Origin of the sequence: Psychroflexus aestuariivivens, from assembly GCF_004010055.1 — a bacterium.
In the GTDB taxonomy this organism is placed as follows: domain Bacteria; phylum Bacteroidota; class Bacteroidia; order Flavobacteriales; family Flavobacteriaceae; genus Psychroflexus; species Psychroflexus aestuariivivens.
In genome coordinates, this window is record NZ_RQVT01000011.1 from 1 (window position 1) to 26501 (window position 26501).

Below are 26501 nucleotides of genomic sequence, written 5' to 3' on the forward strand. Positions count from 1 at the left end.
ATGAAATCGAGTGAGTTATTTTTCATCTGTGGCGGGGGATTCCGTAGATTTTCTTAGAGTTTTATTGTTCGCCTAGATTTTTTTGTTTCTTTTTTCATCAATAGAAAAAAGAATGGAATGTTGTTTTTCTAACGTAAATATCATTTTTATCTAAAAAAACCTAGAAACGTGAAATCTATTAGCTAAATGTCACTTCGAGTGATTTTACTAATGCGGCAAGCAGTAGGAAAATTGTATCGAGAAGTCGTTCTAACTAAAGCATAAATAGTTCTCGATACATTTATTAAGCCCTTGCCGGTCGTACTAAACACTCGAACTGACAGAGTGAGATTTCAAATTTTTCATTTCAAATTTATAGGTCTGAATTCTAAAATCCAACATCTCCCTCTCCAGCTATAAGCTATAGGCTGTAATCAATAAGCTAAATGCAAAAAGCCAAAAGCCAACAGCTTCAAGTCACCAATCTCACACCACCTCAAACATGTTTTAGCACTGAAATCCCTGCATTCACGACAAGGCAAACATTAACAAAGAAATTTAGTGATTTTATTTTGGTTTTCTTTAAGAAAACGTCTTTATTTGTAGGTTGTAAGCGATGATTATAAGTTGCTTATAAAGCTAATGTTTAGTCAACTTTTGCATAACATGGCAAGTGTATTTTAGCCGATTCTAAAAGCTGACTAACCAAAGCTAAGACAAAAATGAAAACATTTCATCTCTGACCTGAAAATGGGACTCAGAGTGGCGAAGCCGTGGAGAATTTTAGCCAAGGTAGAATCAGAGTCAGTGGCTATTGGCAAAAAAAAGCCTAAAGATTGTAATTTGTGAAAAACATAAATTTATTAGCTCTTAGCTTTTGGCTATTAGCAAAAACCAATCGCCGAAAGCCAATCAACAACAAATGAGAAATTTCAGAAAGTGGGAAGTTTATAATAATGCTAAAAGTTGTTCAGTTTTAGTATATCAAATTACAAAAGACTTTCCAGAAGTTGAAAAATTTGGATTAATCAGTCAAATAAGAAGAGCTTCCGTCTCGGTAGTGGCGAATACTTGACCTGTGAAATAAATTCAAAATCTTATGAAAGATTTTTTCTATATATACGTTTTAAAAAGTATAGTTGATGGTGAAAACTATACTGGATATACAAATGATTTGAATTTACGAATTGAGCAGCACAATAAAGGTTATGTAGAATCTACCAAAAACCGAAGACCTTTGAAGATTATTTATTTTGAGGCTTGTTTGTCACAAAATGATGCTTTGAAAAGAGAAAAATACCTCAAAACGCATTATGGTAAAATGTTTTTAAAAAAACGACTCAAATCGTATTTCACAGGTTAGACAGAAGGTGCTAGTAGATCAACAGATAAGAATTTTAAACACTTTTTGACGATGTCTTTAGGCTCATCTTTCGAAATTGAAGCTCAGTTAGATATTTCATTAGAATTAGGGTTTATTACAGAAAAAGATTATAAGGAAATCAGCAGTAGAAATGAGGTTATCCAAAAACAATTAAACGCTTTCATCTCAAAACTTAAAAAATATTAACCAACAGCCAAAGGCTAATCCCCAACTGCCAAAAGCCAACAGCCAAAGGTTAATCGCCAACCGCATTCGTTAAAACCAATTATAAAGTGAATAAAAGCAACAAAACCATATTAATAACAGGAGCCGCGGGTTTCATCGGCTACCACTTGGCTGAAACACTCCTTAAACAAGGTCACCAAGTCATTGGTTTGGATAATTTGAATGACTATTATGCGGTGCAATTGAAACTCGATCGCTTGAAGCAATTGGGAATCCTGGAAGTGAAACAAGGGCAGATGGTGGAGAGCGAAATCCATGGCAAGCAATGCCAATTCATTCAGTTGGATTTAGCAGATCGCACCGAATTGCCGAAGTTGTTTGAAGACTTTCAATTTGATAGCGTCTGTAACTTAGCCGCTCAGGCTGGGGTGCGTTACAGTTTGGAAAATCCGATGGCGTACATCGATAGTAATGTGGTGGGTTTTGTGAATTTGATGGAATGCATGCGACACCATGGCGTCAAAAAACTAGTATATGCCTCTAGTTCCAGCGTGTATGGCATGAATGACAAAATTCCTTTTGAAACCACCGACCGCGTCGATCATCCGATTAGCCTTTACGCCGCGTCCAAGAAATCTAACGAATTGATGGCCTACACTTACAGCCATTTATACGATTTACAAACGATTGGATTACGCTTTTTTACCGTGTATGGCCCTTGGGGTCGTCCCGATATGGCGATGTTTTTGTTTACAGACGCTATTTTGAATGACCGCCCAATCAAAGTGTTTAATGAAGGGCGTTTATCCAGAGATTTTACTTATATCGATGACATCGTCAAAGGCGTTGAAAATATTTTACTGAAAGACCAACCTGATGATAAGAAATACAGCTTATATAATATCGGCAATGGCAGTCCGGTGCAATTGATGAACTTCATCAGTGCCATTGAAGACAAAATCGGCAAAACCGCCGAAAAACAAATGTTGCCCATGCAACCCGGCGATGTAGAAAAAACCTGGGCAGACACCAAAGCCTTGGAACAAGATTACAACTACAAACCCAACACCGACATCACCTACGGCGTCGGAAAGTTTGTAGATTGGTATAAAGGGTATTTTGGGGGTTAGTTATTCGTAACTGGTAATTTGTAACTAGTGATTTGTGACAAAATAATATCAAATGAAAACTCATAAAGAAACTATCAATACAACTAAAGAGTAGCCATCCACCCTTTAGGGCTGGGGTAAAGATGGCGATATTGAACACATTATATAGAGCAGCCATCCACCCTGCTTGTCCCGTAAAATACAGAGTCAATTTATATGAGATAAAGTCTGGGGTAAAGATGGTAGAATGAAGAATTTTTTTTGTTGACTAAGCCCTATCATGAAGTGAAATTAGTAGAAGCAAAAAGTAAATTTTTGTTTTTGTTGACCCCATCCCTATCCCGAAGAATATCGGGAGGAGCAAAAACAAAAATTACAAAAAAATAATTTCAAGTTAACCTTAATTACTTGTCTTAAAACAGAAACTAAAAGTCAGCAGCAAAGTTTTAATCTATGGAAAAATCGCCTTATCATCAGGATAGTATGTTTAAAGGTGCTTCTCCTGAAATATTTATAAGAGCTAAGAAATTAAGACAGAATTACGAAAAACAAATGACTCTAAATTTAGGCAAACATTGCTGAGATTCTAATCATCTAATACTTTTGTGTTATATTAATGAGCATAGAAAACAATTTAATTATGAAATTACATGAATAAAATTAAACGTCTGATAGCTAAACACTTCACTAACTTTACCTATTTTTACCGCCATCTTAGGTACAGAATCTTTGTTGCTGTAGGTTTGAGTATAGCCGTAGGGACCTTAGATGGTTTTGGACTTTCTATGTTTTTACCCCTGCTGCAAATGGTTAATGACTCATCGAATGTTGATACCGATGGTATGGGTAAACTTAGGTTTTTAGTAGATTTTATAGAGGATTCAGGAATTGAACTCACACTCGTAAGTGTACTTGCATTTATGTTTTTCTTCTTCTTGTTAAAGGGTATAGCAAAGTATGTTAGTGGAAGATACAATATATCAATACAACAATTTTTCGTTAGAAAATTAAGACTTAAAATCCTAACAGGGCTGTCAACACTTAGCTTTAAAAAGTTTATAACTTCTGACTCTGGTCGTATTCAGAATACGATGACTGGCGAGGTAGAAAGACTTGCAAAATCATTCAGTAGTTATTTTAGTGCAATACAGCAAGGTGTGATAGTGAGTGTTTATATTGTTTTTACATTTTTTATAGATTTTCAATTTGCAATCTTAGTAGTAATTGGTGGTTTTTTAACGAATTTCATCTACCGTATTGTATACATTAAAACGAAGTCTGCTTCAAAAGAATTAACTACTCAAAACCATGAATACCAAGGGTTAGTGCTTCAACAAGTCGGAAATTTTAAATATTTAAGATCAACAGGAACAGAAGAGCTGTATGAAAAAAAATTACGAAATTCAGTATATCAAATAGAGGGCTCAAGAAAGAAAATAGGTTTTCTAAATGCATTTCTTTTGTCTGTAAAAGAACCAATGATGGTAGGGGTTGTAGCTTTAGTAATTATCTTGCAAACTAAATTTTTGGGTGGGACGCTAGGGCCTATTTTGATTAGCCTTCTGTTTTTTTACAGAGCTTTAGCTATATTATTGGTTATGCAATCACAATGGAATGCTTATCTGTCTGTTTCAGGGTCAATGGAAAATATGAAAGAGTTTCAGGGTGAATTAGAAGAAAACAAGGAAACGCAAGGAGATCAACAAATTGTTTTTTTTGAGAAAGCGCTATCATTGAATAATGTCTCATTTAATTATGGTGAGGAAAGAATTCTTTATGATATAAACCTGAACATTAAAAAAGATGAAACAGTAGCTTTTGTAGGGGAAAGTGGTAGTGGGAAAACAACACTTATAAATTTATTAGCTGGATTAATGCCAGTTGATGGTGGGGAATTTACCGTTGATGGTATTGAACGTAATGATTTGGATGTGCATTCATACCAAAGACGCATAGGCTACATTACCCAAGAGCCGGTGGTATTTAATGATACTATTTTAAATAATGTAACTTTTTGGTCAGAACCAAATCCAAATACTTTAAGGCAATTTAAAAAAGCCTGCAAACAAGCAGCTATTTGGGATTTTATTCAAACCCTGCCCAATAGAGAAGATACGGAGTTGGGTAATAATGGTATAAATTTGAGCGGAGGGCAAAAACAAAGAATTTCTATTGCACGAGAACTCTATAAAGATATTGATATTTTAATTATGGATGAGGCGACATCAGCTCTTGATAGTGAAACGGAAAAGAGCATAAAGAAAAATATCGAAAATTTAAAAGGGCAGTATACAATACTTGTAGTAGCACATCGCTTATCCACAATAAAGAATGCTGACCGAGTAGTTTTCATGGAAAACGGACAAATAAAAGATATCGGTCGATATGAAGAACTGGTTGATAGAGCTCCTAAGTTTAAGAAAATGGTTGAATTACAGGAAGTTTAAGGATTTTGTATAACAAATAACCAGATAAATGAATATAAAAAACAAATCAATTTTAATAACAGGAGGGACAGGCTCTCTTGGTAAAGCGTTAACAAGCCATATTTTATCTAACTATGAGGGTGTAAGAAAATTGGTGATTTACTCAAGAGATGAGCAGAAGCAGTTCCAGATGGCACAAGAGTTTCCTACAGATCAATATCCGCAAATACGTTTTTTGATTGGAGATGTAAGAGATAAAGACCGACTATCAAGAGCCTTTAAAGATATTGACTATGTCATTCATGCGGCAGCGATGAAACATGTGCATTTAGCAGAATACAATCCAGATGAATGCGTAAAAACAAATATTGGCGGTGCTGAAAATGTGATTCATGCTTCATTAGAAACCAATGTAGAGCGAGTGGTAGCTTTATCAACAGACAAAGCTTGTGCTCCAATCAATTTATATGGAGCCACAAAGTTAACTTCAGATAAGTTGTTCGTTGCAGCCAATAACATCACCGGATGGAATCCTATCAAGTTTTCTGTAGTACGCTATGGAAACGTCATGGGTAGTAACGGTTCGGTTATCCCATTTTTCCTAAATAAACGCAATGAAGGCATTTTACCAATTACAGATCCTAACATGACGCGTTTTAATATCTCCTTGCAGGGTGGCGTAGATATGGTCATGCATGCCTTAGCGCAGGCTTGGGGTGGTGAAATTTTTATCCCGAAAATACCATCGTATAGAATTATGGATGTCGCCAATGCCGTTGCGCCTCATTGTGAGCACAAAGTTGTCGGAATCAGACCTGGGGAAAAAGTACATGAAGAAATGATCACCCCGTCAGATTCTTTTTATACCTACGATTTAGGAAAATATTACACCATTCTCCCATCCAAACCAAAGTGGAAAGTAGATGATTTTATTGCTGAACACAAAGCTAAAAAAGTAGAGGAAGGCTTTGCCTACAACTCTGGAGAAAACACCGAATGGGAAACGGTGGAATCGCTTAGAAGTTTGATTAAAGAGCATGTAGATCCATCGTTTGAAGTGAACGAATAGCCATTAGCTTTTAGCCTTTAGCAATTAGCCAAATGAGAAATTTTAGAAAATGGGACGTTTATAATAATGCAAAAAGTTGTTCAATTTTGATTTACCAATTTACAAAAGACTTTCCAGATGATGAAAAGTTTGGCTTAATTAGTCAGTTGAGAAGGGCATCAATTTCAATTGTTGCAAATATTGCGGAAGGTTCTAGCAGATCATCAGAGAAGAATTTCAAACATTTTTTAAGTATGTCCCTAGGGTCTTCATTTGAAATAGAAGCACTTTTGGAAATATCTTTGGAATTAGGTTATATTTCTGTTGAAAATTCTAATGACATCATGAAGAAAAATGAGATTATACAAAAGCAACTCAATGCATTTATTTCAAAACTTAATAAATAATTAGTATGTCATCCATAAAGCCAAAAGCTAATAGCCAACAGCCAACAGCCATACCTTACGGCAAACAAAACATCACTGAAGAAGATATCAAGGCCGTTGTTGAAGTCTTAAAGTCAGACTACTTGACCCAAGGGCCAAAAATTGCTGAGTTCGAAAAAGAATTTGCCAACTATGTCGGTTCAAAATATGCCATAGCAGTGTCTAATGGAACCGCAGCTTTGCATTTAAATGCTTTAGCGCTAGGAGTCAAATCTGGCGATAAAGTGATTACCACACCCATCACTTTTGCTGCATCCGCCAATTGTGTGCGCTATTGTGGTGGTGAAGTGGTTTTTTCCGATATAGACCCAAAGACCTATTTATTAGATATTGAAAATGTAAGAGAACTTCTGGAAGCAGATACAAAAAAAGAAATCAAAGGCATCATCCCCGTTGATTTTGCGGGTAGAGCAGTAGATTTGGAAGCCTTTAGAAAATTAGCAGATGAATTTAATTGCTGGATTATTGAGGATTCCTGCCATTCACCTGGCGGCTTTTTTACCGATAGTAAAGGCCAAAAGCAACACTGTGGGAATGGCAATTTTGCTGACTTAGCTATTTTTTCATTTCACCCAGTCAAACATATCGCGGCAGGTGAAGGCGGAATGATTACGACCAATGACGAAACGCTATACCAAAAGCTCACAGAACTAAGAACACACGGCATCACCAAAGACAGCAGTAAATTTCAAAATAATGTGCATTTAGCCCTTGGCGATTGGCAATTAGCAAAAAGCCAACAGCCAACAGCCAACAGCCAGGAACAAGCAGCCAACAGCCAACAGCTAACGGCTAACAGCTATCCGAACTGGTACATGGAAATGCAAAACCTCGGCTACAACTACCGGCTAACCGATTTTCAAGCAGCCTTAGGCTTAAGCCAACTCAAACGAGCTAATAAAGGTTTAATAAAACGCCACGAAATTGCAGCTAGATATTTTGAAGCATTTAAATCGATACCACAAATCACAGATCGAAATATAGAGTCTAATACAAGTCAAACGCCAACAGCCAACAGCCAATCGCCAACAGCTGAAAGCAAGCCAACAGCCAACAGCCAACAGCTAACAGCTAATGCCCACGCCCACCATCTCTACGTCATCGAAGTTGAAAACAGACTTGGGCTTTATAATTATTTGAGAGAGAATCATATCTATACACAGATCCATTATATTCCTTGTCATTTGATGCCCTACTACAAAGAACAAGGCTGGAAAGAAGGAGATCTGCCTAATGCGGAAGCTTATTACACGAGTTGTATTAGTTTGCCGATGTTCCCAAGTTTAAAAATAGAGGAGCAGGAGTTTGTTATTAAAAAGATCAAAGAATTTTTAAAGCAATAGGATAGATTCTTAATTATATAAATGGATATATAAATGAGTACTTTAATCAATAAAATAGGGGTTGGCACGGTTCAGTTTGGAATTGATTATGGTATTTCAAATAATGAAGGGAAAACTCCATTATCAGAGGTAAAAAAAATCTTGGAGTATTCCCTCAATATAGGAATAGAATATATCGACACGGCTTTCGCCTATGGTAATGCTGAAGAAGTACTTGGGAACTTTGACCTTTCTGACTTTAAAATTATTTCAAAATATATTCCTAAGCCTGAATTTAACTTGAATTCTCAATTCAAAGAATCATTAAATCGATTGAAATTATCCAGTATTTATGGGTATATGGCTCATAGGCCTTTGGATTTATTAGAAGATAAATGTAAGGCATGGCAACAATTACAAGAATTAAAAAATGAGGGATTAGTAAAAAAGATAGGAGCTTCATTTAATACTATTAAAGAATTTGAAAAATTAAAATCTCATAAAATCGAGTTAGATATTATCCAGGTTCCTTATAATTATTTCGACCGGCGTTTTGAATTAATCATGAGAAAATTAAAGGACAACGGTTGTGAAATCCATACAAGATCTACTTTTTTGCAAGGATTATTTTTTTATCCAACTGATTCATTGCATCCTTTTTTTCAGGATATCAAAGAAGATCTTAAAATTCTACAGAGCTACGACAATCTTGCAAACAGATTATTAGCTCATTCTCTTAATATAGACTTTATTGATGTCGTAAATATTGGAGTGAATAATTTAAATCAATTGAAAGAAAATACTAAAGAATTAGATCAAAATTTATTTGATTTACCTGTTATGAACAAACAAATTAATAACAACATTCTAACTCCTTCCTCATGGCCGCAAAATTAAAGATTGGTATTATTGGAATGAGTGAGGGGAACGGACATCCATACTCATGGGCTGCTATTTTTAATGGCTATAATAAAAATGAAATGTCTAGATGTCCATTTCCGGTAATTCCAGAATATTTATCTCAACAAATATTTCCTGATGATTTTTTAACTCATCGAGCTGAAGTTTCACATATTTGGACGCAAAACGTTGAAGTTACAAAACATATCGCTTTATGTTCAAACATTCCTAATATATGTAATACTATAGAAGAAATGGTATCCAACGTTGATGCTGTCCTATTGGCAAGAGACGATGCAGAAAATCATTTAAAATATGCAAAACCAGTTTTAAAAGCTGGAATACCTATTTATATAGACAAACCTTTTGCACTGAACACAACTGACGCCGATAAACTCTTAAATTTAGCAAAGCATCCTAATCAAATATTTACCTGCTCAGCTTTACAGTTTGCTGAAGAATTTCAACTTATAAACTTAGATTTAGCTAAAATCGGTGCCATAAAAAGCATTTCTGCAATGGTTCCTAAAAGTTGGGAAAAATATGCTGTTCATATAATAGAGCCAGTTTTAAATTTGATTCCCGAAAGAGGGAATATTAAATCAATTGAACGTATTAAAACAGAAGTGAAAGATATTATAAGTGTACAGGTTAATTGGACTTCTGAAATTACAGCTAACTTTCAAACTTTTGGAAAATTAGGAGCACCACTTTCTATTCGTATTGTTGGAACTGAAGGATACAAGGATTTATATATAAAAGATACTTATAGTGCTTTTAAGTCTGCATTAAATAGGTTTTTAGATGTAATTGAAGATCATGAGCCTAATATTTCAAGAGAATTCACAATGGAAATGATTCAAATTTTAGAAAAAGGACAATATGCGTAGAGTTTTTATAACAGGGGGTACTGGAAATATAGGCGCGAGATTGGTTAAAGATCTGGTCGCAGATGGTCATGAGGTTATGTTTACATCACGTTCTAAAGCTGCTGGCGAAAAGCTAATATCAGAAAATAAGCTGAATACTAATAAGTGTTTCGCGGTTGAATTGGATTTTAACGATGAAAAAAGTCTCGCGAATTTGAAGGATCAGCTTAAATTTTTGCCCGATTCAATAATACATAATGCTCGATCTTTAGACTCTTTGAAAATTAGCGAAAAGGGACGTTTATCACAGAATCAGTTTCAACAAGAATTTTTCAACGGTATTACTTTTCCTGTGGAATTAAATCACTTTTTCATCGATTCAGGCTCCCCTTTAGGTGATATAGTTTTTATCAGCTCCATGTATGGAGTAGTAGTTCCCAATCCGAGTTTATATGATAATTTTGAGCTTCAATCCCCTATTAACTATGGTGTTGTAAAAGCATCACAATTGCACCTCGTTAAGGAATTAGCAGTAAGATTAGCTACTAAAGGAATACGAGCAAATGCTATAAGCTATGGCGGTGTTGAAGGACGGGTAGACGATAAATTTAAGGAGAGATATTCTAAACTGGCACCAAGCGGAAGAATGTTAACTCATGATGATTTATATCCTCCTGTAAAATATATCTTAAACAATCCTGACTTAAATATGACTGGTGAAACTTTAAAAGTAGATGGGGGATGGACAATTTGGTAAAAGACAGAGTAGCAATAATCCCAGCTCGAGGTGGAAGTAAGCGTTTACCCAAAAAGAATATTATGGATTTTTTTGGAAAGCCTATGATAGCATGGACAATCAAGGCTGCTTTGGAGACTGAACTTTTTGATACAGTTTTGGTGAGCACAGATAGCAGGGAGATAGCTGAAGTGGCAGTGTCTTATGGAGCTTCTGTACCTTTTTTGAGAAATAAGAAAGCTGATGATCATAGTACAGTAAGTGAAGCTACTCTTACGGGTTTAGTTCAACTCGAAGATTTCAATGAGAAAAAATACAAAACAGTAGTTCAACTTATGGCAAATTGCCCAATGAGAACTTCTAAAAATATAATTGATCAAGTAAAATCTTTCGAGAAGAATAACCTACAAAAAAGTATTTTATCAGGATTTCAATATGGTATGTTTAACCCTTGGTGGGCTCACATAAAAGATAATGAAGGGAATTACAGAAAACTGATGAATAATTTTGATGATGATTCTCGCTCTCAAGATTTGAAGGACTTGGTTTGTCCAACTGGTGCAACCTGGATTAGTACATCAGAAAATCTAAAAAAGTACGGTACCTTTTACAGCCCAAATTATTCCTTTTTTGAAATTACTTGGCAAGAAGCAGTAGATATAGATGATTACGAAGATTTTAAACTTGCAAAAGCCGCTTATATTCTGAGAAATGAAAAAATATAAATGCTTAAAAACTCAGGAACACAGTTTAGGTAAATTTAAACTTGTTCCTATCCGTTTTGAAGACCGTTATAAAATTATGCAATGGCGTAACGAACAAATGTATCATCTAAGACAGGCAGAACCTTTAACCAAAGAAAAACAAGATGCTTATTTTGAAAACATAATCTCTAAGTTATTTGAACAAGAACAACCTAGCCAAATTCTATTTTCTTTTTTAGAAAATGGCGAATGTATTGGCTACGGAGGTTTGGTGCATATCAATTGGATTGATAAAAATGCAGAAATTTCCTTTGTCATGAATTCAGACAAAGAAGAATCTTATTTTGAAACCTATTGGGAATTATTTTTGAATCTTTTGAAACGACCTGCTCTTAAAGATTTAAATTTACATAAGATTTATACTTATGCTTTTGATTTAAGACCTCGATTATACACAGCTTTAAACAAAGCTGGCTTTGTTCAAGATGCAAGATTAATGGGGCATTGTAAATATAACGAAGAGTTTAAAGATGTTTTAATAAATGCTTTTTGGAACCCAGGACATAGTTTAGAATATAGAAGAATCATAAGCGATGATGTTGATGTTTTTTATGAGTGGGCGAATGATAAAGAAGTGAGATCAAATTCTTTAAACTCTGAACCCATCAAATACGAAGATCATATTAAGTGGTTTTCTTCCAAACTAGAATCTACACAAACCGAAATTTATATTTTTAATAGTGAAAAGATGCCTGTTGGTCAGGTAAGATTAGATTTAGAAGATGGGTTTTGGGAAATTGATTATTCAGTCGATAAAAAATACCGCGGTCTGGGCTTAGGGAAGAGCATGATTTCAATGATAACCCATAGTAATCCTTTAAAGAATTTTAAAGCTTTAGTTAAAGAAGAAAATAAAGCTTCTAAGAAGGTTTTTGAGAATTTAAATTTTTTGAAAGTCAAAAAGGGTAATTTAGATGGAGAGAATATCTTACACGAATATAAATTGACAAGATGAAAAACTACATACTTATAACAGAAAAGTCTTGGCATAAAAAAATGTTTGAACATCTTTCACAAAGACCAAATGAAAAATGGGTTTTGATAGATGAAAAATCTCTCTTCAACATTGAATATTTGAACAAAATTGAAGCTGATAAGATATTCATTCCTCATTGGAGTTACATCATACCTAAACCGATATGGAGCAAATATGAATGCGTCGTTTTTCATATGACAGATTTACCTTTTGGAAGAGGTGGTAGCCCTTTACAAAATCTTATAGTTAGAGGCTATGAGTCAACTAAAATTTCAGCTTTGAAAGTTGATGAAGGTATTGATACTGGCGATATTTATTGTAAAGAAAATCTTTCTTTACTGGGAACCGCCTCTCAAATTTTTAAAAGATCAGTTCCTATAATTACAAATATGATCGAGAGGATTATTGATCATAATTTGGAACCTAAGCAACAAAAAGGCACTTCTGTTACATTTAAAAGGAGAAAGCCAGAAGATGGCAAAATGAACAATATCGATGAATTAGAAAAAGTTTACGATTACATACGAATGTTAGACGGAGAAGATTATCCTCCTGCATTTATAGAAACTGATAATTTACGTATTGAATTTACAAACGCAGAATTAAGCGAAAATTCACAAATAAAAGCAAATGTTAGAATACTTAAAAAATAAAAAAATATTAGTTATTGTTGCTCATCCCGACGATGAAGTGTTGGGGCTTGGTGCTACAATATATCAACTTATTAATGAATTTAATTGTAAAGTAAGAGCAGTTATATTAGGAGAAGGCATCACCTCTAGAGATGAATCCAGAGACACTGTCAAAAGAAAAAAAGAATTAGAGATACATCGGTCTAACATTAAAAGTGCTGCTAAAATAATCGGCTATGAATCAACTGGGATTTATGATTTTCCTGATAATAGATTTGATACTGTGGCTTTATTAGATATTATAAAATGTGTGGAGAAAGAGAAAAAGGAATTTGATCCTGAAGTTATATTTACTCATCATGGAGGTGATGTTAACATTGATCACCAAAAAACTTTTGAAGCGGTGATAACAGCTGCAAGACCCATGTCAGACGAAAAAGTAAATACGATAATTACTTTTGAAACTATGTCTGGTACAGAGTGGAGAGCCTCTTCAGATCCTAAGCATTTTATACCAAATTTATTTTTCGAGATTTCTCAAAAAGCTATTCAAGTAAAATGCAAAGCCATGGAGGCTTATGAATATGAAAGCAGACCTTTTCCACATCCAAGATCACCTGAAGCTTTAAGAATAAGAGCAGGAATGTGGGGTGTGAGTAATGGAGTACATTTGGCAGAAGCTTTTCAAATAATAAGATCAATACAAAAAATATGAAAATAGGAACGTTCAATCTTGATAAAGATGACTCAAGTGTATTTATAATAGCTGAACTTTCTGCCAATCACAACGGTAGTTTAGAAACAGCAAAAGAAACGATAAAAGCTGCAAAAAGAGCTGGCGCTGATGCGATCAAGCTTCAAACTTATACGGCTGATACAATGACAATAAACTCATCAAAAGATGATTTTGTCATTAAAGGAACTATATGGGAGGGAAGAAATTTATATGAATTGTATCAGGAAGCCTACACACCATGGGAGTGGCATGCAGAACTGTTTAACATTGCTAAGGAAGAAGGCTTAATTTGTTTTTCTTCCCCTTTTGATAAAACTGCTGTTAATTTTTTGGAAGATTTGAATGTTCCTGCTTATAAAATAGCTTCTTTTGAAATTACTGACATCCCTTTAATTGAATATACAGCATCTAAGGGTAAGCCTATTATACTTTCGACAGGAATTGCAAGTTTAGAGGATATAGAATTAGCACTAGATACTTGCAGAAAAGCTGGAAATAATGACATTGCATTATTGAAATGCACATCCTCTTATCCAGCACCAATTGATGAAGCGAATATGGCTATGATCCCTGAATTTAAAGAACGCTTTGGGGTTATCCCCGGTTTATCAGACCACACTTTGGGCGCAACAGTTCCTATTGTGGCGACTACCCTAGGGGCTAAAATTATTGAAAAACACTTTATCTTAGATAAATCGGTTGGCGGCCCAGATGCATCCTTCTCTTTAGATGAGCAGGAATTTACTGATATGGTCAAAGCCGTTCGCGAAGCTGAAAAAGCAGTAGGTAAAGTCGATTTTACCTTAACTGAAAAACAAATTAAAGGCAAAGATTTTAGCCGGTCGCTTTATGTGGTTAAAGACATTAAGAAAGGAGAAGTCATAACGGAAGATAATGTAAGAAGCATTCGTCCTGGTCATGGCTTGCACCCGAAATATTTACCTGAGGTTTTGGGTAAACTGGCGAAAATGAACTTACTGAGAGGGCAGCGTCTCAATTTTAAAATGCTTGATACAGAGCTATAATCACATTTTAAGAATTATAAATAAAATCAATGGGTGAAAATGTTTTTATAAAAGGAACAGGTAAACAAAAATTGTGGGGTTGGTTAATTAACCAACTCAAAAATAAAGGTTTTTGGAATAATGTCGTTCTAGAAAATTCGACTGTAACTGTGAAAAAGCCAGGTTTACAAAGGCTAGTACCGAAATTTGTATATGAATATGAAAAATATGCAAATACTGAGATTGAAATTGTTAAGGAGATGAGAAAGTACTTTGCTGATTTTCACGAATACTATTCTCGATTAAACGAGGCAAATCAGAATAATTACAACCTTTTAAGTTATCATGAGGTACTGGATATTTATAATATCTTGATTTATCATTATTTAAGGTTACTGTTAGATGAGGGAATAAGCTTAGTTATATTTAATCGACCTTATCATACTTCGCAAGATTTTACACTCTACAAATTAGCTAAAGTATTAAATATCAAAACACTTATTCTACACCAATTTGCTCATCAACAAAATAGATTTTTTCATGTTTTCGAAAATGAAGATTTTGGTGATTTCAATACTTCTATAAAATCATCAAATAAAACTGAGTTTTTCAAAGTTGAGAGGAAATATGAAAAAGAACACGATTATATGATTTCTTACTATGAAAAGAAAAAATCCTTGAAAGGGAAGTTGACTAATTCGAGCATAGTTCAATTATTCATTGATTACTATAAAGGTCATAATTTTTTCAGTTCATTGTATAGGTTTAAACTATTAAAAAATTACAAAAAAAATTTAGCAACATATGCTGTTTCAGAGGTAAATTTATCAAAAAATTACATCTACTTTGCTCTGCATTTGCAGCCTGAAATGACAACCTCAAATTGGGGAGGAATATTCTGTGATCAAGTATTAGCTATAGAGCAACTGAGTGAAATACTGCCATTAGGTTGGAAAATATATGTAAAAGAAAATCCAAAACAACAAAATTTTCAAAGAAGCAAGTATTTTTTTAAGCGGCTTAATGCTATAGACAACGTCACCTTGGTAGATAGTGCCTTCGATACATACAGCTTGCTCAAAAATAGTCGAATTGCTGCAACTATCACTGGGACTGTTGGTTGGGAAGCAGTAACTGGAGGTAAGCCCGTAATTATTTTTGGCTTTGGGACTTGGTATAAAACAATACCAGGTGTCCATCTGTTTAATAAAGATTTAGAATTGGAACAAATCGCCAATACAAAAATTATTCATGATGAAGTAGAAAAAGCCTATAATACCATAATGGAGTACACACATCAAGGTGTGGTTTATGCTTTTAAACGAATTGATACTCCAGAACAGATAAAAGAAAATAGGGAAGCTGTTTATAGAGCATTTTTAAACATTCTTAACTATTAAAAATGAAATTAAATATAGTCATGAAATCTTTTGATTTTTGAGGTGTGATTGTATGATTTTTTTACAAAATATTGTCCAAAAAGAAAATACGTATATAGGGATTAATAGCATTAACCTAAGCGGCGGTCAAAAACAACGAATTGCTATTGCTAGGGAGCTTTACATTAACATCGAAATTTTGATCATGGACTAAGCTACTTCTGTATTAGACAGTAAGACAGAAAAAAGTATTCAGGACAGTATATACGTTGAAAAAAATATACAATTCAGTTGGTAGATCATAGGTTTTCAACAATTAAAGTTCTGAATCGAATGGTATTCCTGAAGAGAAGATGTATTGAAAAGGTCGACATCTATTAAGAACTCTTAGAAAAATCCAAAGATTTTACAGAATTCAAAATTTGATGATTAGGCAGCCACTTTCTTCTCGAATGAATAAAAAAAAATATTGAAATAAAAGTCAGTTTGTCACTTCGAGCCTTCCTGCCTATGATATTATTCAGGCAGGTAATTTTACTGATGTGTTATGTGGCAGCAAAATTATATCGAGAAGTGATTCTAATTAACACAATTGAATACAACAAAATTTTAAATCTAATCTCTAACATCTAAATAATCTAAAACTAAACAATGATTCCGGTAACCAAATCCTTTTTTCCACCTATTGAAGACTATCAAAAGCAAGTCCAGCGCATTTGGGACAACCAATGGTTGACCAATAATGGTGCGCTTTTGCAGGAGTTGCAGGAGAAACTCGTCGCACATTTAGGGGTGAAACACATCATCCCGATGACCAACGGAACTTTACCTTTGCATATTGCTTTAAAGGCTTTGGCTAAGGGTGGAGAGGTGATTACCACACCTTTTTCTTATGTGGCAACAACCGCCAGTATTGTGTGGGAACAATGTACCCCGGTTTTTGTAGATATTCATCCTGAATATTTGACGATTGACGAAACCAAAATTGAAGCAGCGATTACCAAACAAACAACGGCTATTTTAGCGACCCACGTGTATGGCAATCCTTGTGATGTTGAAGCGATAGAAAACATTGCAACAAAATACGATTTAAAAGTGATTTATGATGCGGCACATTGTTTTGGCGTGAGGTATAAAGGGCAATCCATATTTAACTATGGCGATGTCTCGACTTGTAGCTTCCATGCCACCAAATTATTCCATACAGGAGAAGGCGGGGCGGCTTTTGTGCAAGATGAGGCGATGAAACACGAAATTTTTTTTAGGCATAATTTTGGGCATGATGAACCAACAGCATACCATGGCTTAGGGACGAATGCCAAAATGAGTGAGTTACAAGCCGCCATGGGCTTAAGTGTATTGCCTTATATGGACAATATTCTAGAAGCTCGTAAAACAATCGTTGACTATTATGATGCACATTTAGATTTTAGCAAATTACAAAAGCTAAAAATACGACCAGAAACCCAATGGAATTATAGTTATTACCCTGTGATTTTTCCTACTGAAACCGATTTGTTAAATGCCATCGACCGATTGAATGCGGCGGATGTTTTTCCACGACGTTATTTCTACCCGAGTTTAGAAGCTTTACCTTATATAGATTCTAACCAATGTCCTATTGCTAAAGATTTAGCCAGTCGAGTATTGTGTTTACCTTTGTATGTTGGTTTAAAAGAAAAAGAGATTATACATATTATTTCAATTTTAGGAGAAACTTTATACGTTTTTTAAATGAAAAAACTTTTATTATTAGGAGGCTTAAGGTATCTAATCCCTGTTATTGAAGCTGCAAAACAGTTAGGGCACTATGTTATTACCTGTGATTATATTCCTGAGAATATTGCTCATAATTATAGCGATGAATATCATAATGTAAGCATAACAGATAAAGAACAAGTGTTGAGTTTGGCAAAAAAACTTAATATAGATGGAATTATGTCTTTTGCTGTTGATCCAGGTGTTGTTACTGCTGCTTATGTTGCAGAAAAGATGAATTTACCTAGCCCAGGACCATTAAAATCCATTGAAATTTTACAAAATAAAGCACTTTTTAGAGAATTTTTAAAATCACATAACTTTAATGTACCATTTTCAAAAAGCTACTCTGATAGAATTCATGCATTAAAAGATTTTGAAGGAAATAATGATTATCCCGTTATTGTTAAACCTGTTGATGCCGCAGGAAGTAAAGGAGTGAACAAAGTAAAAAGTTTTGAAGAACTGAATTTAGCAATACTGAATGCTTTAAAGTTTTCACCTTCAAAAACTTTTATCATTGAAGAATTTCTTGAAAGTAAAGTTTTTTCTTCTGATTCGGACTCCTTTTCTATTAATGGAGAGTTAGTAGCAGTTACTTTTTCTGCACAACGTTTTGATACTAAATCACCAAACCCTTTTACACCGTCAGCATACAGTTGGCCATCTAATATATCCGAAAATAACCAAGCTTATTTAAAAACAGAATTACAGAGGTTGATCACATTATTAGATTTAAAATCATCAGTTTATAATATTGAGGTCAGGGAAACTCTAGAACAAAAGGCATACATTATGGAAGTCTCTCCTAGAGGTGGAGGAAATCGTTTATCTGAAATGATTAGGTATGCTACAGGAACTGACTTTATTAGGTGTGCTGTTCAATCTGCGTTAGGCGAAGATTTTGATGATATTAAACTTAACAATTTTAAAGGTTTTTGGGCTGAAATCATCCTATATAGCAATTCTACAGGGATCTTTGAGAAATTCGTTATAGATGATAAAATCAGAAAAGCAGTCGTTGAAACTGATTTGTGGGTAAAACAAGGAGAAATAGTTAATGCATTCAATGCGGCTAATGATGCGATTGGTACAGTTGTTTTACAATTTGACAACAAGGAAACTATGGAAAAAGTTTTAAAGCACTATTCCAGATATTTTAAAGTCGTAGTCAATATTAAATGAGAAAATCAATAGGAGGGTATTTAGGGTTAGAATTGTCTGATGGTCAAGAGTTTTATTCTGATGCAATTGCTTTAAATTCTGGTAGAAGTGCCTTGGAGTATATATTAAAGTGCAATAATTATACTAAGATTTATCTTCCTTTCTTTACTTGTGATGCAGTACTGCAGCCTATTATAAAGTTAAATTTAGATTATGAGTTTTATGAGATTAACCAAAACTTAGAGCCAATATTTGATCTCAAAAATATTTCTCCAAGAGAAGGGTTCATATACACAAATTATTTTGGTCTAAAATCTGATTATATTCGAGATAACCTTCAGGGGCATGAAAATATTATAATTGATAATGCCCAAGCTTTTTATGCCAAACCATTATCAAGTCTAAACACATTTTACTCTCCAAGAAAGTTTTTTGGCATTCCAGATGGTGGATATGCATTTTCAAAAAAAAAATCAAGAATTGATTTGAAAGCATCAAAATCACATGATAGTATGTCACATTTAATTAAGCAATTGGATGTTTCAACAGAGTATGGGTTTTTAGATTATCAACGTAATGAAAATAACATTGAAAAGTATTCTTTGCAATCAATGTCAAGTATCACCAAAAAATTATTGAAATCAGTCGATTATGAATGGGTAATGGATAAACGTAATGAGAATTTCAGTTTTTTAGCCAAAGAATTAAATCAATATAATCAATTAAATATTAAACCATCTAAAGAAGCACCTTTGAGCTATCCACTACTCCTGCAATTTAATGTAGAAAAGATAAAAGTTGACTTAGTTAAACAAAAGATATATACTCCAAAATACTGGAGTAACGTCTTAGATTGGCTGCCAAGAAAAGATTTATTAGAAGCAAAATTAGTTGAAAATATGCTACATCTGCCAATAGATCAGAGGTATAACCATAAAGATATGAATTATTTAGCAGTGTCTATAAAAAAAAAATTAGAAAGAAATGAATAAATTAGCATTGTTTTCGGTTCCAAGATCTGGTTCAAGCTGGTTAGGTGAGATTTTAAATAGCTCACCAGAGGTTATTTATAAATTTCAACCAAATTTTGCTTACTCATTTGAAGCTGAATTAAAATCAAATTCAAGTAAAAATGAAATTGATGATTTTTTTCAACGACTTTATGTTTCTAAAGATGACTTTGTGAATGGTAGATTAAGCATAAGTGGAAAAAAAAGGGATTTAAAATTTTATAAACAGAATCCTTCAACACTGTTGTTTAAAGAAACTCACTATTTAAATATTATAGATAATTTGTTAAAAAAATCAGAAACAAAAATTATTGGATTAATTAGATCACCTTTCGCAACAATAAATTCTTGGCTTAGCATACCAAAAGAATTTAATCCAGATTGGGATGTTGAAAAAGAGTGGAAAGATGCGCCTTTAAAAAATGGTAATCTCAAATCAAATTATTTTGGTTATAATAAATGGAAAGAGGTTTGTTTTATGTTTTTAAATTATCAAGAAAAATATCCTAAACAGTTTTATCTAATCAATTATAATCAATTAATAGTTGATGTTAAATCTGAAATTGAAAATCTTTATAGGTTTTGTGAATTAGATTTTTCTTTGCAAACGCAAGAGTTTATAAATAAGTCAACTCAATATCAATCTGAAGATGCCTATTCTGTCTTTAAAGAAAAGAAAAATGATTTAGGATGGCAAAAAACTTTACCAAAATTTATAGAAGAAAAAATTAAAAAAGACGAGGATTTCATTAAATTAAATCAAATTTTTAAATGGATCTGAAGGAATTTAGGGCTAAATACGAATACGAGTCAGTTATTGAAAATAAGAATGACGTTTCAGATGAACCATTAATATCAGTATGTGTACAGACTTATCAGCATGCAGATTACATAGAAGATTGCTTGAAAGGTATTTTAATGCAAAAAACAGATTTCAAATATGAAATTTTACTTGGTGAAGATGCTTCATCGGATGGAACAAGAGAAATTTGTATAAAGTATGCTAAAAAACACCCTGATAAAATACGTTTATTTTTGCATCATCGTAAAAATAACATTAAAATAAATGGATCACCGACAGGACGATTTAATTTTTTGTATAATTTGTATACAGCTAAGGGTAAGTATATTGCGCTCTGTGAAGGTGATGACTATTGGACAGACCCTTATAAGTTGCAAAGGCAGGTAGATTTTATGGAAGCCAATCCTGAATATGTATTGACTTATCATGGATTTATGAATAAGATAAATGTTTTATCAGAGGATAATACCATCGGTTTCAATGAACCAGTAAATCAGATTTTATTTAAGCCTAGGCTTTTAACATGGTTATTTAGAAGTAAAGCAACTTTAGATTTACCAGAATCTTTGTATAAAGCCCCTAATGGTGATCAAGCATTTAGATTTCATTTATCTACGCAAGGTAAACTTGCTTGTATAAAAGATATTAAACCTGCCATTAGGAGTGTACACGAAGGTGGCGTGATGAGTTTGCAATCAGAGAAGAAGCGTAATACACGTGGACTTAAAACTTGGGAAGTGATTTTAGAAAGCTACAGAGGCACAAAACATGAAGCAGGCTTAAAACAACGTGTAAATGGATTTAAGTATAGACAAATGCAACTTAAACAAGTAGAAACTTCTAGTTTTAATCACCAAGTAAAATTAATAAGCTTTTTGTTTAAATCTGGCTTATATAAAAAAAGATTTAAACAAGGATTAAAAAAAACAGCTTTAAATATTCTAAAGTTACTAAAGCTTTATAAACCCAAATATCAATGAAATTAATTTTTCATATTGGTCTTCCTAAAACAGGAACATCTTACCTGCAATCCTTTCTTTTTCATAAATATGATGACCTTAGGAATCATGGAATTTATTTTCCTCTTGGTGAAGATTCAAATAAAGAAAAAAAATCACATTTTGAAGAATCTCGAAGCATAATCAATGACCTTCATAATATGACAAAAAATTCATAATTCAATTAAAGAAATAGTAGATAGTCTCAATAAAAAAATGTCAGATAGTAAAAAGTTCTATATAGATGAAATCTAAAGTAATATGGATGTATTGGCATCAAGGCTTTGACCAAGTTCCGCCTATTATACAATCTTGTGTCCAGCAATGGCGGGATCTGCATCCGGACTGGGAGATACATTTGCTTGACCAATATAATATTTATGAATATGTACAACCTCTGGACATAGATGCTAACATTTTAAACAAAATGACTTTAGCGCATCGCTCAGATTTACTAAGAACCCAGCTACTGATTAAGTATGGTGGTGTTTGGGCAGACCCAACCTGTTTTCCGCTTCAAAAGCTAGAAGGTTGGTTGCCGCAGTACATATCAGCAGGTTTTTTCTTTTTTTATAAACCAGGTCGAGATCGCATCATCTCCAATTGGTTTATATCAGCAGAGCAGGGCAACGACCTTTTAAAAAAACTATATCAAGCATTGATCAATTATTGGAATAGCAATAATTTCAAGAACTTAGGCAGACAGGATACGTCATATGAAAAGCTTATTAATCGCATATTAAATCGTAATCTAGTTTTACCTAGATTATGGTTTACCCTCATATTTACTAAAATTTTACGTATTTATCCTTATATGGTTTACCATTTTATGCTGTATCATCTCATGTCAAAAGACAACAAGATTAAGCAGCAATTTGACCAGATGCCTAAACTATCTGCAGAACCACCTCATGCTTTACAACGTGCTGGAATGATGAGTCCTTTGAGTGATACTATCAAAACAATAATTGATGATAAACAAGTGCCTTTATTCAAATTGACTTGGAAAATTAAACAAGACAAGATTCCCCAAGATTCGAATTTAGCTTATTTATTTAATCAAATCAACAAAAATGAACACACAGACAAAGCCTAAAGTGGTTTGCATTGGCTGGCACAAAACTGGCACCTCCACAATGGGCGATGCTTTATTAAGTTTAGGCTATAAAGTCATTGGTGCTAGGGAAGATTTGGCATATTCGCTTTTAGAAGAGAATATTCAACCAGCTTTAACTGTTGCTGATGATTTTGAAGCCCTCCAAGACGTGCCATGGGCAGCATTATTTAAAGAATTAGATCAAGCTTTTCCCAATAGTAAATTTATTCTGACTACTAGAGAAGAGCAAGCATGGCTTAATTCAGCAAAAAAACATTTTAAAGATGGAAATTTTAAGCTTCATGAATGGCTTTATGGAAATGGTGTTTTGGAAGGTAATGAAGACTTGTATTTAAAACGCTATCGAGCGCATTACGAAGAAGTTAAGGCTTATTTTAAAGATCGGCCTGATGACTTGATTGTGATGGATTTCAAACAAGGGGATTCTTGGGAGAAACTTTGCAGTTTTCTCAACCAACCCATTCCTAAAAAAGCATTCCCACACTCCAATAAAGGCAAGCATAATTATACTTTGAAAGATAAATTTGTTCACGCTTTAAGACAATTAAGTCCAAATTGGTTAAGGCAATTACGGATCAAGTTGCTACTTAAACTTGGCTTCCCTGATAAAAGAGACCGTTTTAATAACAAGCAATACAACAAAGCAGAACGCAACAAAAGAAAACAAGTCTCAAAATAAAATGAAATTATATATTCATATCGGTACAGAAAAAACGGGCAGCTCTTTTTTACAATCTTACCTAGCCAAAAATAGACAAATGTTGGCAAAACACGGTGTACATTTTCCTGAGGCTGGACTTAGAGAGGCAGATATGCTAAGTGGTAAGATTTCTCCTGGCAATGCTTCTGAACTTAATACTTTGTTAAGTCAAAAATCATGGGCTAAAGTAGAACAATGGCTGAAAATGAAATATAAAGCGACAAAAAATAACAACTGCAATCAATTGCTTTTATCCAACGAGATTTTAGTCAAAACTTTTTCAGGTCAAACTACGTTATCTAATTTTATCAAGGTTGCAAGCGATCAGGGTTTTGAGTTACAGCCTTTGTTGTTAATCATTAGAGACCCCGTTGGTCAGGCTTTGTCATTATATAAACACCGATCTAAAAATGGCGATATGATGCCTATTCACCAATGGTTAAGAGAGAAATATAATTTAGCACATTGTATCAGAAATTTCTATCAAAATATTGAAGACCTAAATGTTGTTCTTAACCAATATGCTTATCAAAAAAACAGTAAATATTTAGTGGATCTGTGCATCAACAAGTGGATGGGCTTAGATGAGCAAATCACAATTGAACACACGAGTGTTAATCCTTCGCTAACTTTATCTGAATTAAAACTAATGAGTCAAATCAAAGTTCAGAATGCATATTTATCTAATATGTTCTATAAACAAATGATTGAAATCCCAGATGAGCAAAAGTCGGATGAATCGAATTTAAAGTCTTTTTATAAGGACGTCATTGCCCAACATCTTGTAAAATATCAAAATGTTTGGGAGATGTGTAATATAAATATGACAAACGGGCAAATATCCATACCTAAAAACTTTATTAATAAAAACTTTGTAAATCAAACATCAGTTGAATATAGCTTTACAGAAGTCCAGCTGACTAAGGTTTCAGAACTAATGTCATTTGCCTCAAGTAAAACTTTTCTGAAACAAAAAACTAATTGGCAAAGAAAGCAAAAATTTAAAAAATTATTACCAAATCAGGTTGTAAAAGCAATAGTTAACTTCTGTAAAAATTAAAAAAAGAATTTTTAATTTATTTATAAATAATATTTAGCTACTTATTATTTCTACCATTGACTTATATAGCTTGTTGATATTCAATGATTAAGATGTGGTACAATTGTCTAATAAATTTTTATACTTAAAGAGTTTTTTATTTTTTTTAGAACAATTTTCATGAAATTTGTCAGATATTTACTTTTCATTTCAAGGGTTTTTTAACTCAAGATTAATTTGAATATTTATAATATTAAAATCTATTCATAAACAGGAATACTAAGAAAATGTTTTTGAAGACATGTTATTTGCCGCCCAATCATTAGCTTAAGATTTTCCTTTTTAACAAGTAGATTTTTTAATGTAGATATGAGAAATTATTTAGAAGAATTGACATTTTATCCAGATAATGGTTTTGGAAAATTTACAGATGGACATTAGAACTTAAAAAATGGTAGAGATACTATACATTTATAATCTAAACTTTAATACATACTAATACTTGCCTTTGAGCCGTTTCAAACATTATATAAAAGCACATGCATTATTGTCCTTTTTCTCCCCTGCACTAGGATTGTATTATGCCATTAGGTTAGGTGATAAAAAATATTTGAGGGTGTTCCTGCTTATATTTGTAACAATCTATGGCTCTTTGTTTCATACTTCATTTTTAGGAGACGGAAGCCGTCATTGGGCAAGAGTGTATGATCACTATCAATATTTAGAATTTCAAGTATTTTGGGAAGAATTGATAGCTATTGTTAGTTTTAAACCTCTGCCCTCAACAAATGCTGATGTTTATATTCACTTACTGTCTTACTTTATTGGTGGTGTTTTAAATGTTCCAGACTTGTTTTTTGTGTGTGTTGCATTTGTATTTGCCTATTTTTACTCAGGAACTATGGTGAAATTATTGAGTTATGTAGATTGGAAAAGCCAATACAATAAATTCTATCTGCTATTTTTTTTAATGCTTTTTATACTATGGAAGGCTCCGGGTAGTATGCAAACTGTCAGAACATGGACAGGGATGTACGTATTGCTTTATGCGGTTATTTCGTATTATGAAACCAAAAGACGGAAATACCTATTGCTGGCATTAACGCCTCCCTTAATTCATGTTGGTTTTTTTGCGCTTGCGATTCCAATTTGGTTGGTGCTTTTTACAGGATTCAGAAATCCTAAAGTATATTTCATTATTTTTTTAGTATCAACTTTAGCTTCTAATATTGTCAACCAAGAAAGTTTGAAGCAAAATTTATCTCAAACCGAACTTGGCGCTAGCAAAGTAAATGCTTACCATGTTGATGATGAACGGGCGGATATTAGACAAGAACAGGTTGAAAATATTGCCAAAAAAGAAAGATTTTATAAAGATTTTGAACGTAACAAAATACACCACCATGTATTGACTTTTATAATAATATTTATTTTTTTAATATTATCAAACAGGCATTTTGGAGATATTGAAAAAACCCTGTTTTCTTATGGACTTGCCATGGCATCGTTTTCTAACTTTTTAACCTCAATATATGCAGTACATAATAGGGGCTGGCAAATTGCAGGATTTTTAATCTTAGCTTTGATGGTTATTTTTTTATCTAAAAACAATTTAAAAAGTTTTAAATTTTCCACATTAAAAATCAAATTACCACTGAGTTTAGCTGTTATTTTAATGACACCATATTTGTTATTTCTACTCTCTGACTTTATTTATAAGACAAGTGTTTATGTAGCTTTTATGCCGATTTTTAGTTGGATTAATCCAGATATGGCAATTAATATTAGAGGGTTTATCGATTTATTTATATGATTAAAATTATGAAAACAAACTTTTGAATTATGGCGCTAAAATCATTAACTAAAATTGCAATTCAACTCTCTAGTTTTCTGTTATCTTTACCAATAGCTTTTAAATTTTCCAAGTCACAAGTCTTTATCTTATAGTTATAGACGATACTGAAGAAGTTATTGAAATACAAAATCTTGGTGATGCTTATTTTGCGGATCAAGATTGCGTTAATAACAAAAGAGCAGA

General features: G+C 33.2%; 28 protein-coding genes and 1 pseudogene. All 29 read left to right on the forward strand.

Features of this window, described 5'->3' with window-relative positions:
- Nucleotides 1-901: 901 nt before the first annotated feature.
- The 29 genes and pseudogenes from EIG86_RS01825 to EIG86_RS01960 all read left to right on the forward strand — a co-directional run bounded on the left by EIG86_RS01825 (nucleotide 902) and on the right by EIG86_RS01960 (nucleotide 26276).
- Nucleotides 902-1054 carry a four helix bundle protein gene (locus tag EIG86_RS01825; protein ID WP_127844441.1) on the forward strand — a complete coding sequence of 51 codons (153 nt, stop codon included), beginning with the start codon at nucleotides 902-904 and terminating at the stop codon, nucleotides 1052-1054.
- A 24-nt stretch (nucleotides 1055-1078) separates the two neighbouring features.
- Nucleotides 1079-1342, forward strand: coding sequence for a GIY-YIG nuclease family protein (locus tag EIG86_RS01830; protein ID WP_127844442.1), 264 nt, complete (start codon nucleotides 1079-1081; stop codon nucleotides 1340-1342).
- 15 nt (nucleotides 1343-1357) lie between these two features.
- Nucleotides 1358-1549 (forward strand): annotated as a pseudogene (locus tag EIG86_RS01835) (four helix bundle protein); the annotation flags it as partial.
- A gap of 86 nt (nucleotides 1550-1635) precedes the next feature.
- Entirely contained in the window at nucleotides 1636-2658 is a 1023-nt protein-coding gene (locus tag EIG86_RS01840) for an NAD-dependent epimerase (protein WP_127844444.1), read from the forward strand.
- A 432-nt stretch (nucleotides 2659-3090) separates the two neighbouring features.
- Nucleotides 3091-3219: a hypothetical protein gene (locus EIG86_RS14305; protein ID WP_262707793.1), complete on the forward strand. Its 129-nt coding sequence runs from the start codon at nucleotides 3091-3093 to the stop codon at nucleotides 3217-3219.
- 68 nt (nucleotides 3220-3287) lie between these two features.
- Nucleotides 3288-5084, forward strand: coding sequence for an ABC transporter ATP-binding protein (locus EIG86_RS01845; protein WP_127844445.1), 1797 nt, complete (start codon nucleotides 3288-3290; stop codon nucleotides 5082-5084).
- Between the two features lie 28 nt (nucleotides 5085-5112).
- A complete protein-coding gene (gene pseB / locus EIG86_RS01850) occupies nucleotides 5113-6132 on the forward strand; it encodes a UDP-N-acetylglucosamine 4,6-dehydratase (inverting) (protein WP_127844446.1) in 1020 nt (339 codons plus the stop codon).
- 32 nt (nucleotides 6133-6164) lie between these two features.
- Complete coding sequence (locus EIG86_RS01855; protein ID WP_127844447.1) at nucleotides 6165-6518, forward strand: four helix bundle protein; 354 nt, start codon at nucleotides 6165-6167, stop codon at nucleotides 6516-6518.
- Between the two features lie 5 nt (nucleotides 6519-6523).
- The gene (locus EIG86_RS01860) at nucleotides 6524-7900 is read left to right on the forward strand and encodes an aminotransferase class I/II-fold pyridoxal phosphate-dependent enzyme (protein ID WP_127844448.1); all 1377 of its coding nucleotides are present in this window, start codon (nucleotides 6524-6526) and stop codon (nucleotides 7898-7900) included.
- Nucleotides 7901-7933: 33 nt separating this feature from the next.
- A complete protein-coding gene (locus EIG86_RS01865; protein ID WP_127844449.1) occupies nucleotides 7934-8776 on the forward strand; it encodes an aldo/keto reductase in 843 nt (280 codons plus the stop codon).
- Entirely contained in the window at nucleotides 8761-9669 is a 909-nt protein-coding gene (locus EIG86_RS01870; protein WP_127844450.1) for a Gfo/Idh/MocA family oxidoreductase, read from the forward strand. Before EIG86_RS01865 ends, EIG86_RS01870 begins: the two co-directional genes overlap by 16 nt.
- Complete coding sequence (locus tag EIG86_RS01875) at nucleotides 9662-10405, forward strand: SDR family oxidoreductase (RefSeq protein ID WP_127844451.1); 744 nt, start codon at nucleotides 9662-9664, stop codon at nucleotides 10403-10405. Before EIG86_RS01870 ends, EIG86_RS01875 begins: the two co-directional genes overlap by 8 nt.
- Entirely contained in the window at nucleotides 10390-11109 is a 720-nt protein-coding gene (locus EIG86_RS01880) for an acylneuraminate cytidylyltransferase family protein (protein ID WP_127844452.1), read from the forward strand. The genes EIG86_RS01875 and EIG86_RS01880 overlap by 16 nt, the downstream gene beginning before the upstream one ends.
- On the forward strand, nucleotides 11096-12103 hold the full coding sequence (locus tag EIG86_RS14080) for a GNAT family N-acetyltransferase (protein WP_157983101.1): 1008 nt from the start codon (nucleotides 11096-11098) through the stop codon (nucleotides 12101-12103). The genes EIG86_RS01880 and EIG86_RS14080 overlap by 14 nt, the downstream gene beginning before the upstream one ends.
- The gene (locus EIG86_RS01890) at nucleotides 12100-12777 is read left to right on the forward strand and encodes a formyltransferase family protein (RefSeq protein WP_127844453.1); all 678 of its coding nucleotides are present in this window, start codon (nucleotides 12100-12102) and stop codon (nucleotides 12775-12777) included. Before EIG86_RS14080 ends, EIG86_RS01890 begins: the two co-directional genes overlap by 4 nt.
- Nucleotides 12755-13471, forward strand: a complete 717-nt coding sequence (locus tag EIG86_RS01895; RefSeq protein WP_127844454.1) for a PIG-L deacetylase family protein — start codon at nucleotides 12755-12757, stop codon at nucleotides 13469-13471. The genes EIG86_RS01890 and EIG86_RS01895 overlap by 23 nt, the downstream gene beginning before the upstream one ends.
- The gene (gene pseI / locus EIG86_RS01900) at nucleotides 13468-14517 is read left to right on the forward strand and encodes a pseudaminic acid synthase (protein WP_127844455.1); all 1050 of its coding nucleotides are present in this window, start codon (nucleotides 13468-13470) and stop codon (nucleotides 14515-14517) included. The genes EIG86_RS01895 and pseI overlap by 4 nt, the downstream gene beginning before the upstream one ends.
- A gap of 29 nt (nucleotides 14518-14546) precedes the next feature.
- A complete protein-coding gene (locus tag EIG86_RS01905) occupies nucleotides 14547-15896 on the forward strand; it encodes a capsular polysaccharide export protein, LipB/KpsS family (protein WP_127844456.1) in 1350 nt (449 codons plus the stop codon).
- Between the two features lie 52 nt (nucleotides 15897-15948).
- Nucleotides 15949-16089, forward strand: coding sequence for an ATP-binding cassette domain-containing protein (locus tag EIG86_RS01910; RefSeq protein ID WP_157983102.1), 141 nt, complete (start codon nucleotides 15949-15951; stop codon nucleotides 16087-16089).
- A 437-nt stretch (nucleotides 16090-16526) separates the two neighbouring features.
- Nucleotides 16527-17609 (forward strand): DegT/DnrJ/EryC1/StrS family aminotransferase, encoded by a 1083-nt coding sequence (locus tag EIG86_RS01915; protein ID WP_127844458.1) that lies wholly within the window; start codon nucleotides 16527-16529, stop codon nucleotides 17607-17609.
- Nucleotides 17610-18818, forward strand: a complete 1209-nt coding sequence (locus EIG86_RS01920) for an ATP-grasp domain-containing protein (RefSeq protein ID WP_127844459.1) — start codon at nucleotides 17610-17612, stop codon at nucleotides 18816-18818.
- The gene (locus EIG86_RS01925; protein WP_127844460.1) at nucleotides 18815-19789 is read left to right on the forward strand and encodes a hypothetical protein; all 975 of its coding nucleotides are present in this window, start codon (nucleotides 18815-18817) and stop codon (nucleotides 19787-19789) included. Before EIG86_RS01920 ends, EIG86_RS01925 begins: the two co-directional genes overlap by 4 nt.
- Nucleotides 19782-20588, forward strand: coding sequence for a sulfotransferase domain-containing protein (locus EIG86_RS01930; protein WP_127844461.1), 807 nt, complete (start codon nucleotides 19782-19784; stop codon nucleotides 20586-20588). Before EIG86_RS01925 ends, EIG86_RS01930 begins: the two co-directional genes overlap by 8 nt.
- Nucleotides 20579-21589, forward strand: coding sequence for a glycosyltransferase family 2 protein (locus EIG86_RS01935; RefSeq protein WP_127844462.1), 1011 nt, complete (start codon nucleotides 20579-20581; stop codon nucleotides 21587-21589). Before EIG86_RS01930 ends, EIG86_RS01935 begins: the two co-directional genes overlap by 10 nt.
- Nucleotides 21586-21786 (forward strand): hypothetical protein, encoded by a 201-nt coding sequence (locus tag EIG86_RS01940; protein ID WP_127844463.1) that lies wholly within the window; start codon nucleotides 21586-21588, stop codon nucleotides 21784-21786. The genes EIG86_RS01935 and EIG86_RS01940 overlap by 4 nt, the downstream gene beginning before the upstream one ends.
- Nucleotides 21787-21851: 65 nt before the next feature.
- Nucleotides 21852-22703, forward strand: coding sequence for a capsular polysaccharide synthesis protein (locus EIG86_RS01945; protein WP_127844464.1), 852 nt, complete (start codon nucleotides 21852-21854; stop codon nucleotides 22701-22703).
- Entirely contained in the window at nucleotides 22681-23403 is a 723-nt protein-coding gene (locus tag EIG86_RS01950) for a sulfotransferase family protein (protein WP_127844465.1), read from the forward strand. Before EIG86_RS01945 ends, EIG86_RS01950 begins: the two co-directional genes overlap by 23 nt.
- A gap of 1 nt (nucleotide 23404) precedes the next feature.
- Nucleotides 23405-24484, forward strand: a complete 1080-nt coding sequence (locus EIG86_RS01955; RefSeq protein WP_127844466.1) for a hypothetical protein — start codon at nucleotides 23405-23407, stop codon at nucleotides 24482-24484.
- A 487-nt stretch (nucleotides 24485-24971) separates the two neighbouring features.
- Nucleotides 24972-26276, forward strand: coding sequence for a hypothetical protein (locus EIG86_RS01960; RefSeq protein WP_127844467.1), 1305 nt, complete (start codon nucleotides 24972-24974; stop codon nucleotides 26274-26276).
- The last annotated feature ends 225 nt before the right edge of the window (nucleotides 26277-26501 follow it).

What these genes read in the sequence shown, in the direction of transcription:
- EIG86_RS01825 (WP_127844441.1), top strand. Translation starts at nt 902, where the DNA reads ATGAGAAATTTCAGAAAGTGGGAAGTTTATAATAATGCTAAAAGTTGT.
- EIG86_RS01830 (WP_127844442.1), top strand. Translation starts at nt 1,079, where the DNA reads ATGAAAGATTTTTTCTATATATACGTTTTAAAAAGTATAGTTGATGGT.
- EIG86_RS14305 (WP_262707793.1), top strand. Translation starts at nt 3,091, where the DNA reads ATGGAAAAATCGCCTTATCATCAGGATAGTATGTTTAAAGGTGCTTCT.
- EIG86_RS01845 (WP_127844445.1), top strand. Translation starts at nt 3,288, where the DNA reads ATGAATAAAATTAAACGTCTGATAGCTAAACACTTCACTAACTTTACC.
- pseB (WP_127844446.1), top strand. Translation starts at nt 5,113, where the DNA reads ATGAATATAAAAAACAAATCAATTTTAATAACAGGAGGGACAGGCTCT.
- EIG86_RS01855 (WP_127844447.1), top strand. Translation starts at nt 6,165, where the DNA reads ATGAGAAATTTTAGAAAATGGGACGTTTATAATAATGCAAAAAGTTGT.
- EIG86_RS01860 (WP_127844448.1), top strand. Translation starts at nt 6,524, where the DNA reads ATGTCATCCATAAAGCCAAAAGCTAATAGCCAACAGCCAACAGCCATA.
- EIG86_RS01865 (WP_127844449.1), top strand. Translation starts at nt 7,934, where the DNA reads ATGAGTACTTTAATCAATAAAATAGGGGTTGGCACGGTTCAGTTTGGA.
- EIG86_RS01870 (WP_127844450.1), top strand. Translation starts at nt 8,761, where the DNA reads ATGGCCGCAAAATTAAAGATTGGTATTATTGGAATGAGTGAGGGGAAC.
- EIG86_RS01875 (WP_127844451.1), top strand. Translation starts at nt 9,662, where the DNA reads ATGCGTAGAGTTTTTATAACAGGGGGTACTGGAAATATAGGCGCGAGA.
- EIG86_RS01880 (WP_127844452.1), top strand. Translation starts at nt 10,390, where the DNA reads ATGGACAATTTGGTAAAAGACAGAGTAGCAATAATCCCAGCTCGAGGT.
- EIG86_RS14080 (WP_157983101.1), top strand. Translation starts at nt 11,096, where the DNA reads ATGAAAAAATATAAATGCTTAAAAACTCAGGAACACAGTTTAGGTAAA.
- EIG86_RS01890 (WP_127844453.1), top strand. Translation starts at nt 12,100, where the DNA reads ATGAAAAACTACATACTTATAACAGAAAAGTCTTGGCATAAAAAAATG.
- EIG86_RS01895 (WP_127844454.1), top strand. Translation starts at nt 12,755, where the DNA reads ATGTTAGAATACTTAAAAAATAAAAAAATATTAGTTATTGTTGCTCAT.
- pseI (WP_127844455.1), top strand. Translation starts at nt 13,468, where the DNA reads ATGAAAATAGGAACGTTCAATCTTGATAAAGATGACTCAAGTGTATTT.
- EIG86_RS01905 (WP_127844456.1), top strand. Translation starts at nt 14,547, where the DNA reads ATGGGTGAAAATGTTTTTATAAAAGGAACAGGTAAACAAAAATTGTGG.
- EIG86_RS01910 (WP_157983102.1), top strand. Translation starts at nt 15,949, where the DNA reads ATGATTTTTTTACAAAATATTGTCCAAAAAGAAAATACGTATATAGGG.
- EIG86_RS01915 (WP_127844458.1), top strand. Translation starts at nt 16,527, where the DNA reads ATGATTCCGGTAACCAAATCCTTTTTTCCACCTATTGAAGACTATCAA.
- EIG86_RS01920 (WP_127844459.1), top strand. Translation starts at nt 17,610, where the DNA reads ATGAAAAAACTTTTATTATTAGGAGGCTTAAGGTATCTAATCCCTGTT.
- EIG86_RS01925 (WP_127844460.1), top strand. Translation starts at nt 18,815, where the DNA reads ATGAGAAAATCAATAGGAGGGTATTTAGGGTTAGAATTGTCTGATGGT.
- EIG86_RS01930 (WP_127844461.1), top strand. Translation starts at nt 19,782, where the DNA reads ATGAATAAATTAGCATTGTTTTCGGTTCCAAGATCTGGTTCAAGCTGG.
- EIG86_RS01935 (WP_127844462.1), top strand. Translation starts at nt 20,579, where the DNA reads ATGGATCTGAAGGAATTTAGGGCTAAATACGAATACGAGTCAGTTATT.
- EIG86_RS01940 (WP_127844463.1), top strand. Translation starts at nt 21,586, where the DNA reads ATGAAATTAATTTTTCATATTGGTCTTCCTAAAACAGGAACATCTTAC.
- EIG86_RS01945 (WP_127844464.1), top strand. Translation starts at nt 21,852, where the DNA reads ATGAAATCTAAAGTAATATGGATGTATTGGCATCAAGGCTTTGACCAA.
- EIG86_RS01950 (WP_127844465.1), top strand. Translation starts at nt 22,681, where the DNA reads ATGAACACACAGACAAAGCCTAAAGTGGTTTGCATTGGCTGGCACAAA.
- EIG86_RS01955 (WP_127844466.1), top strand. Translation starts at nt 23,405, where the DNA reads ATGAAATTATATATTCATATCGGTACAGAAAAAACGGGCAGCTCTTTT.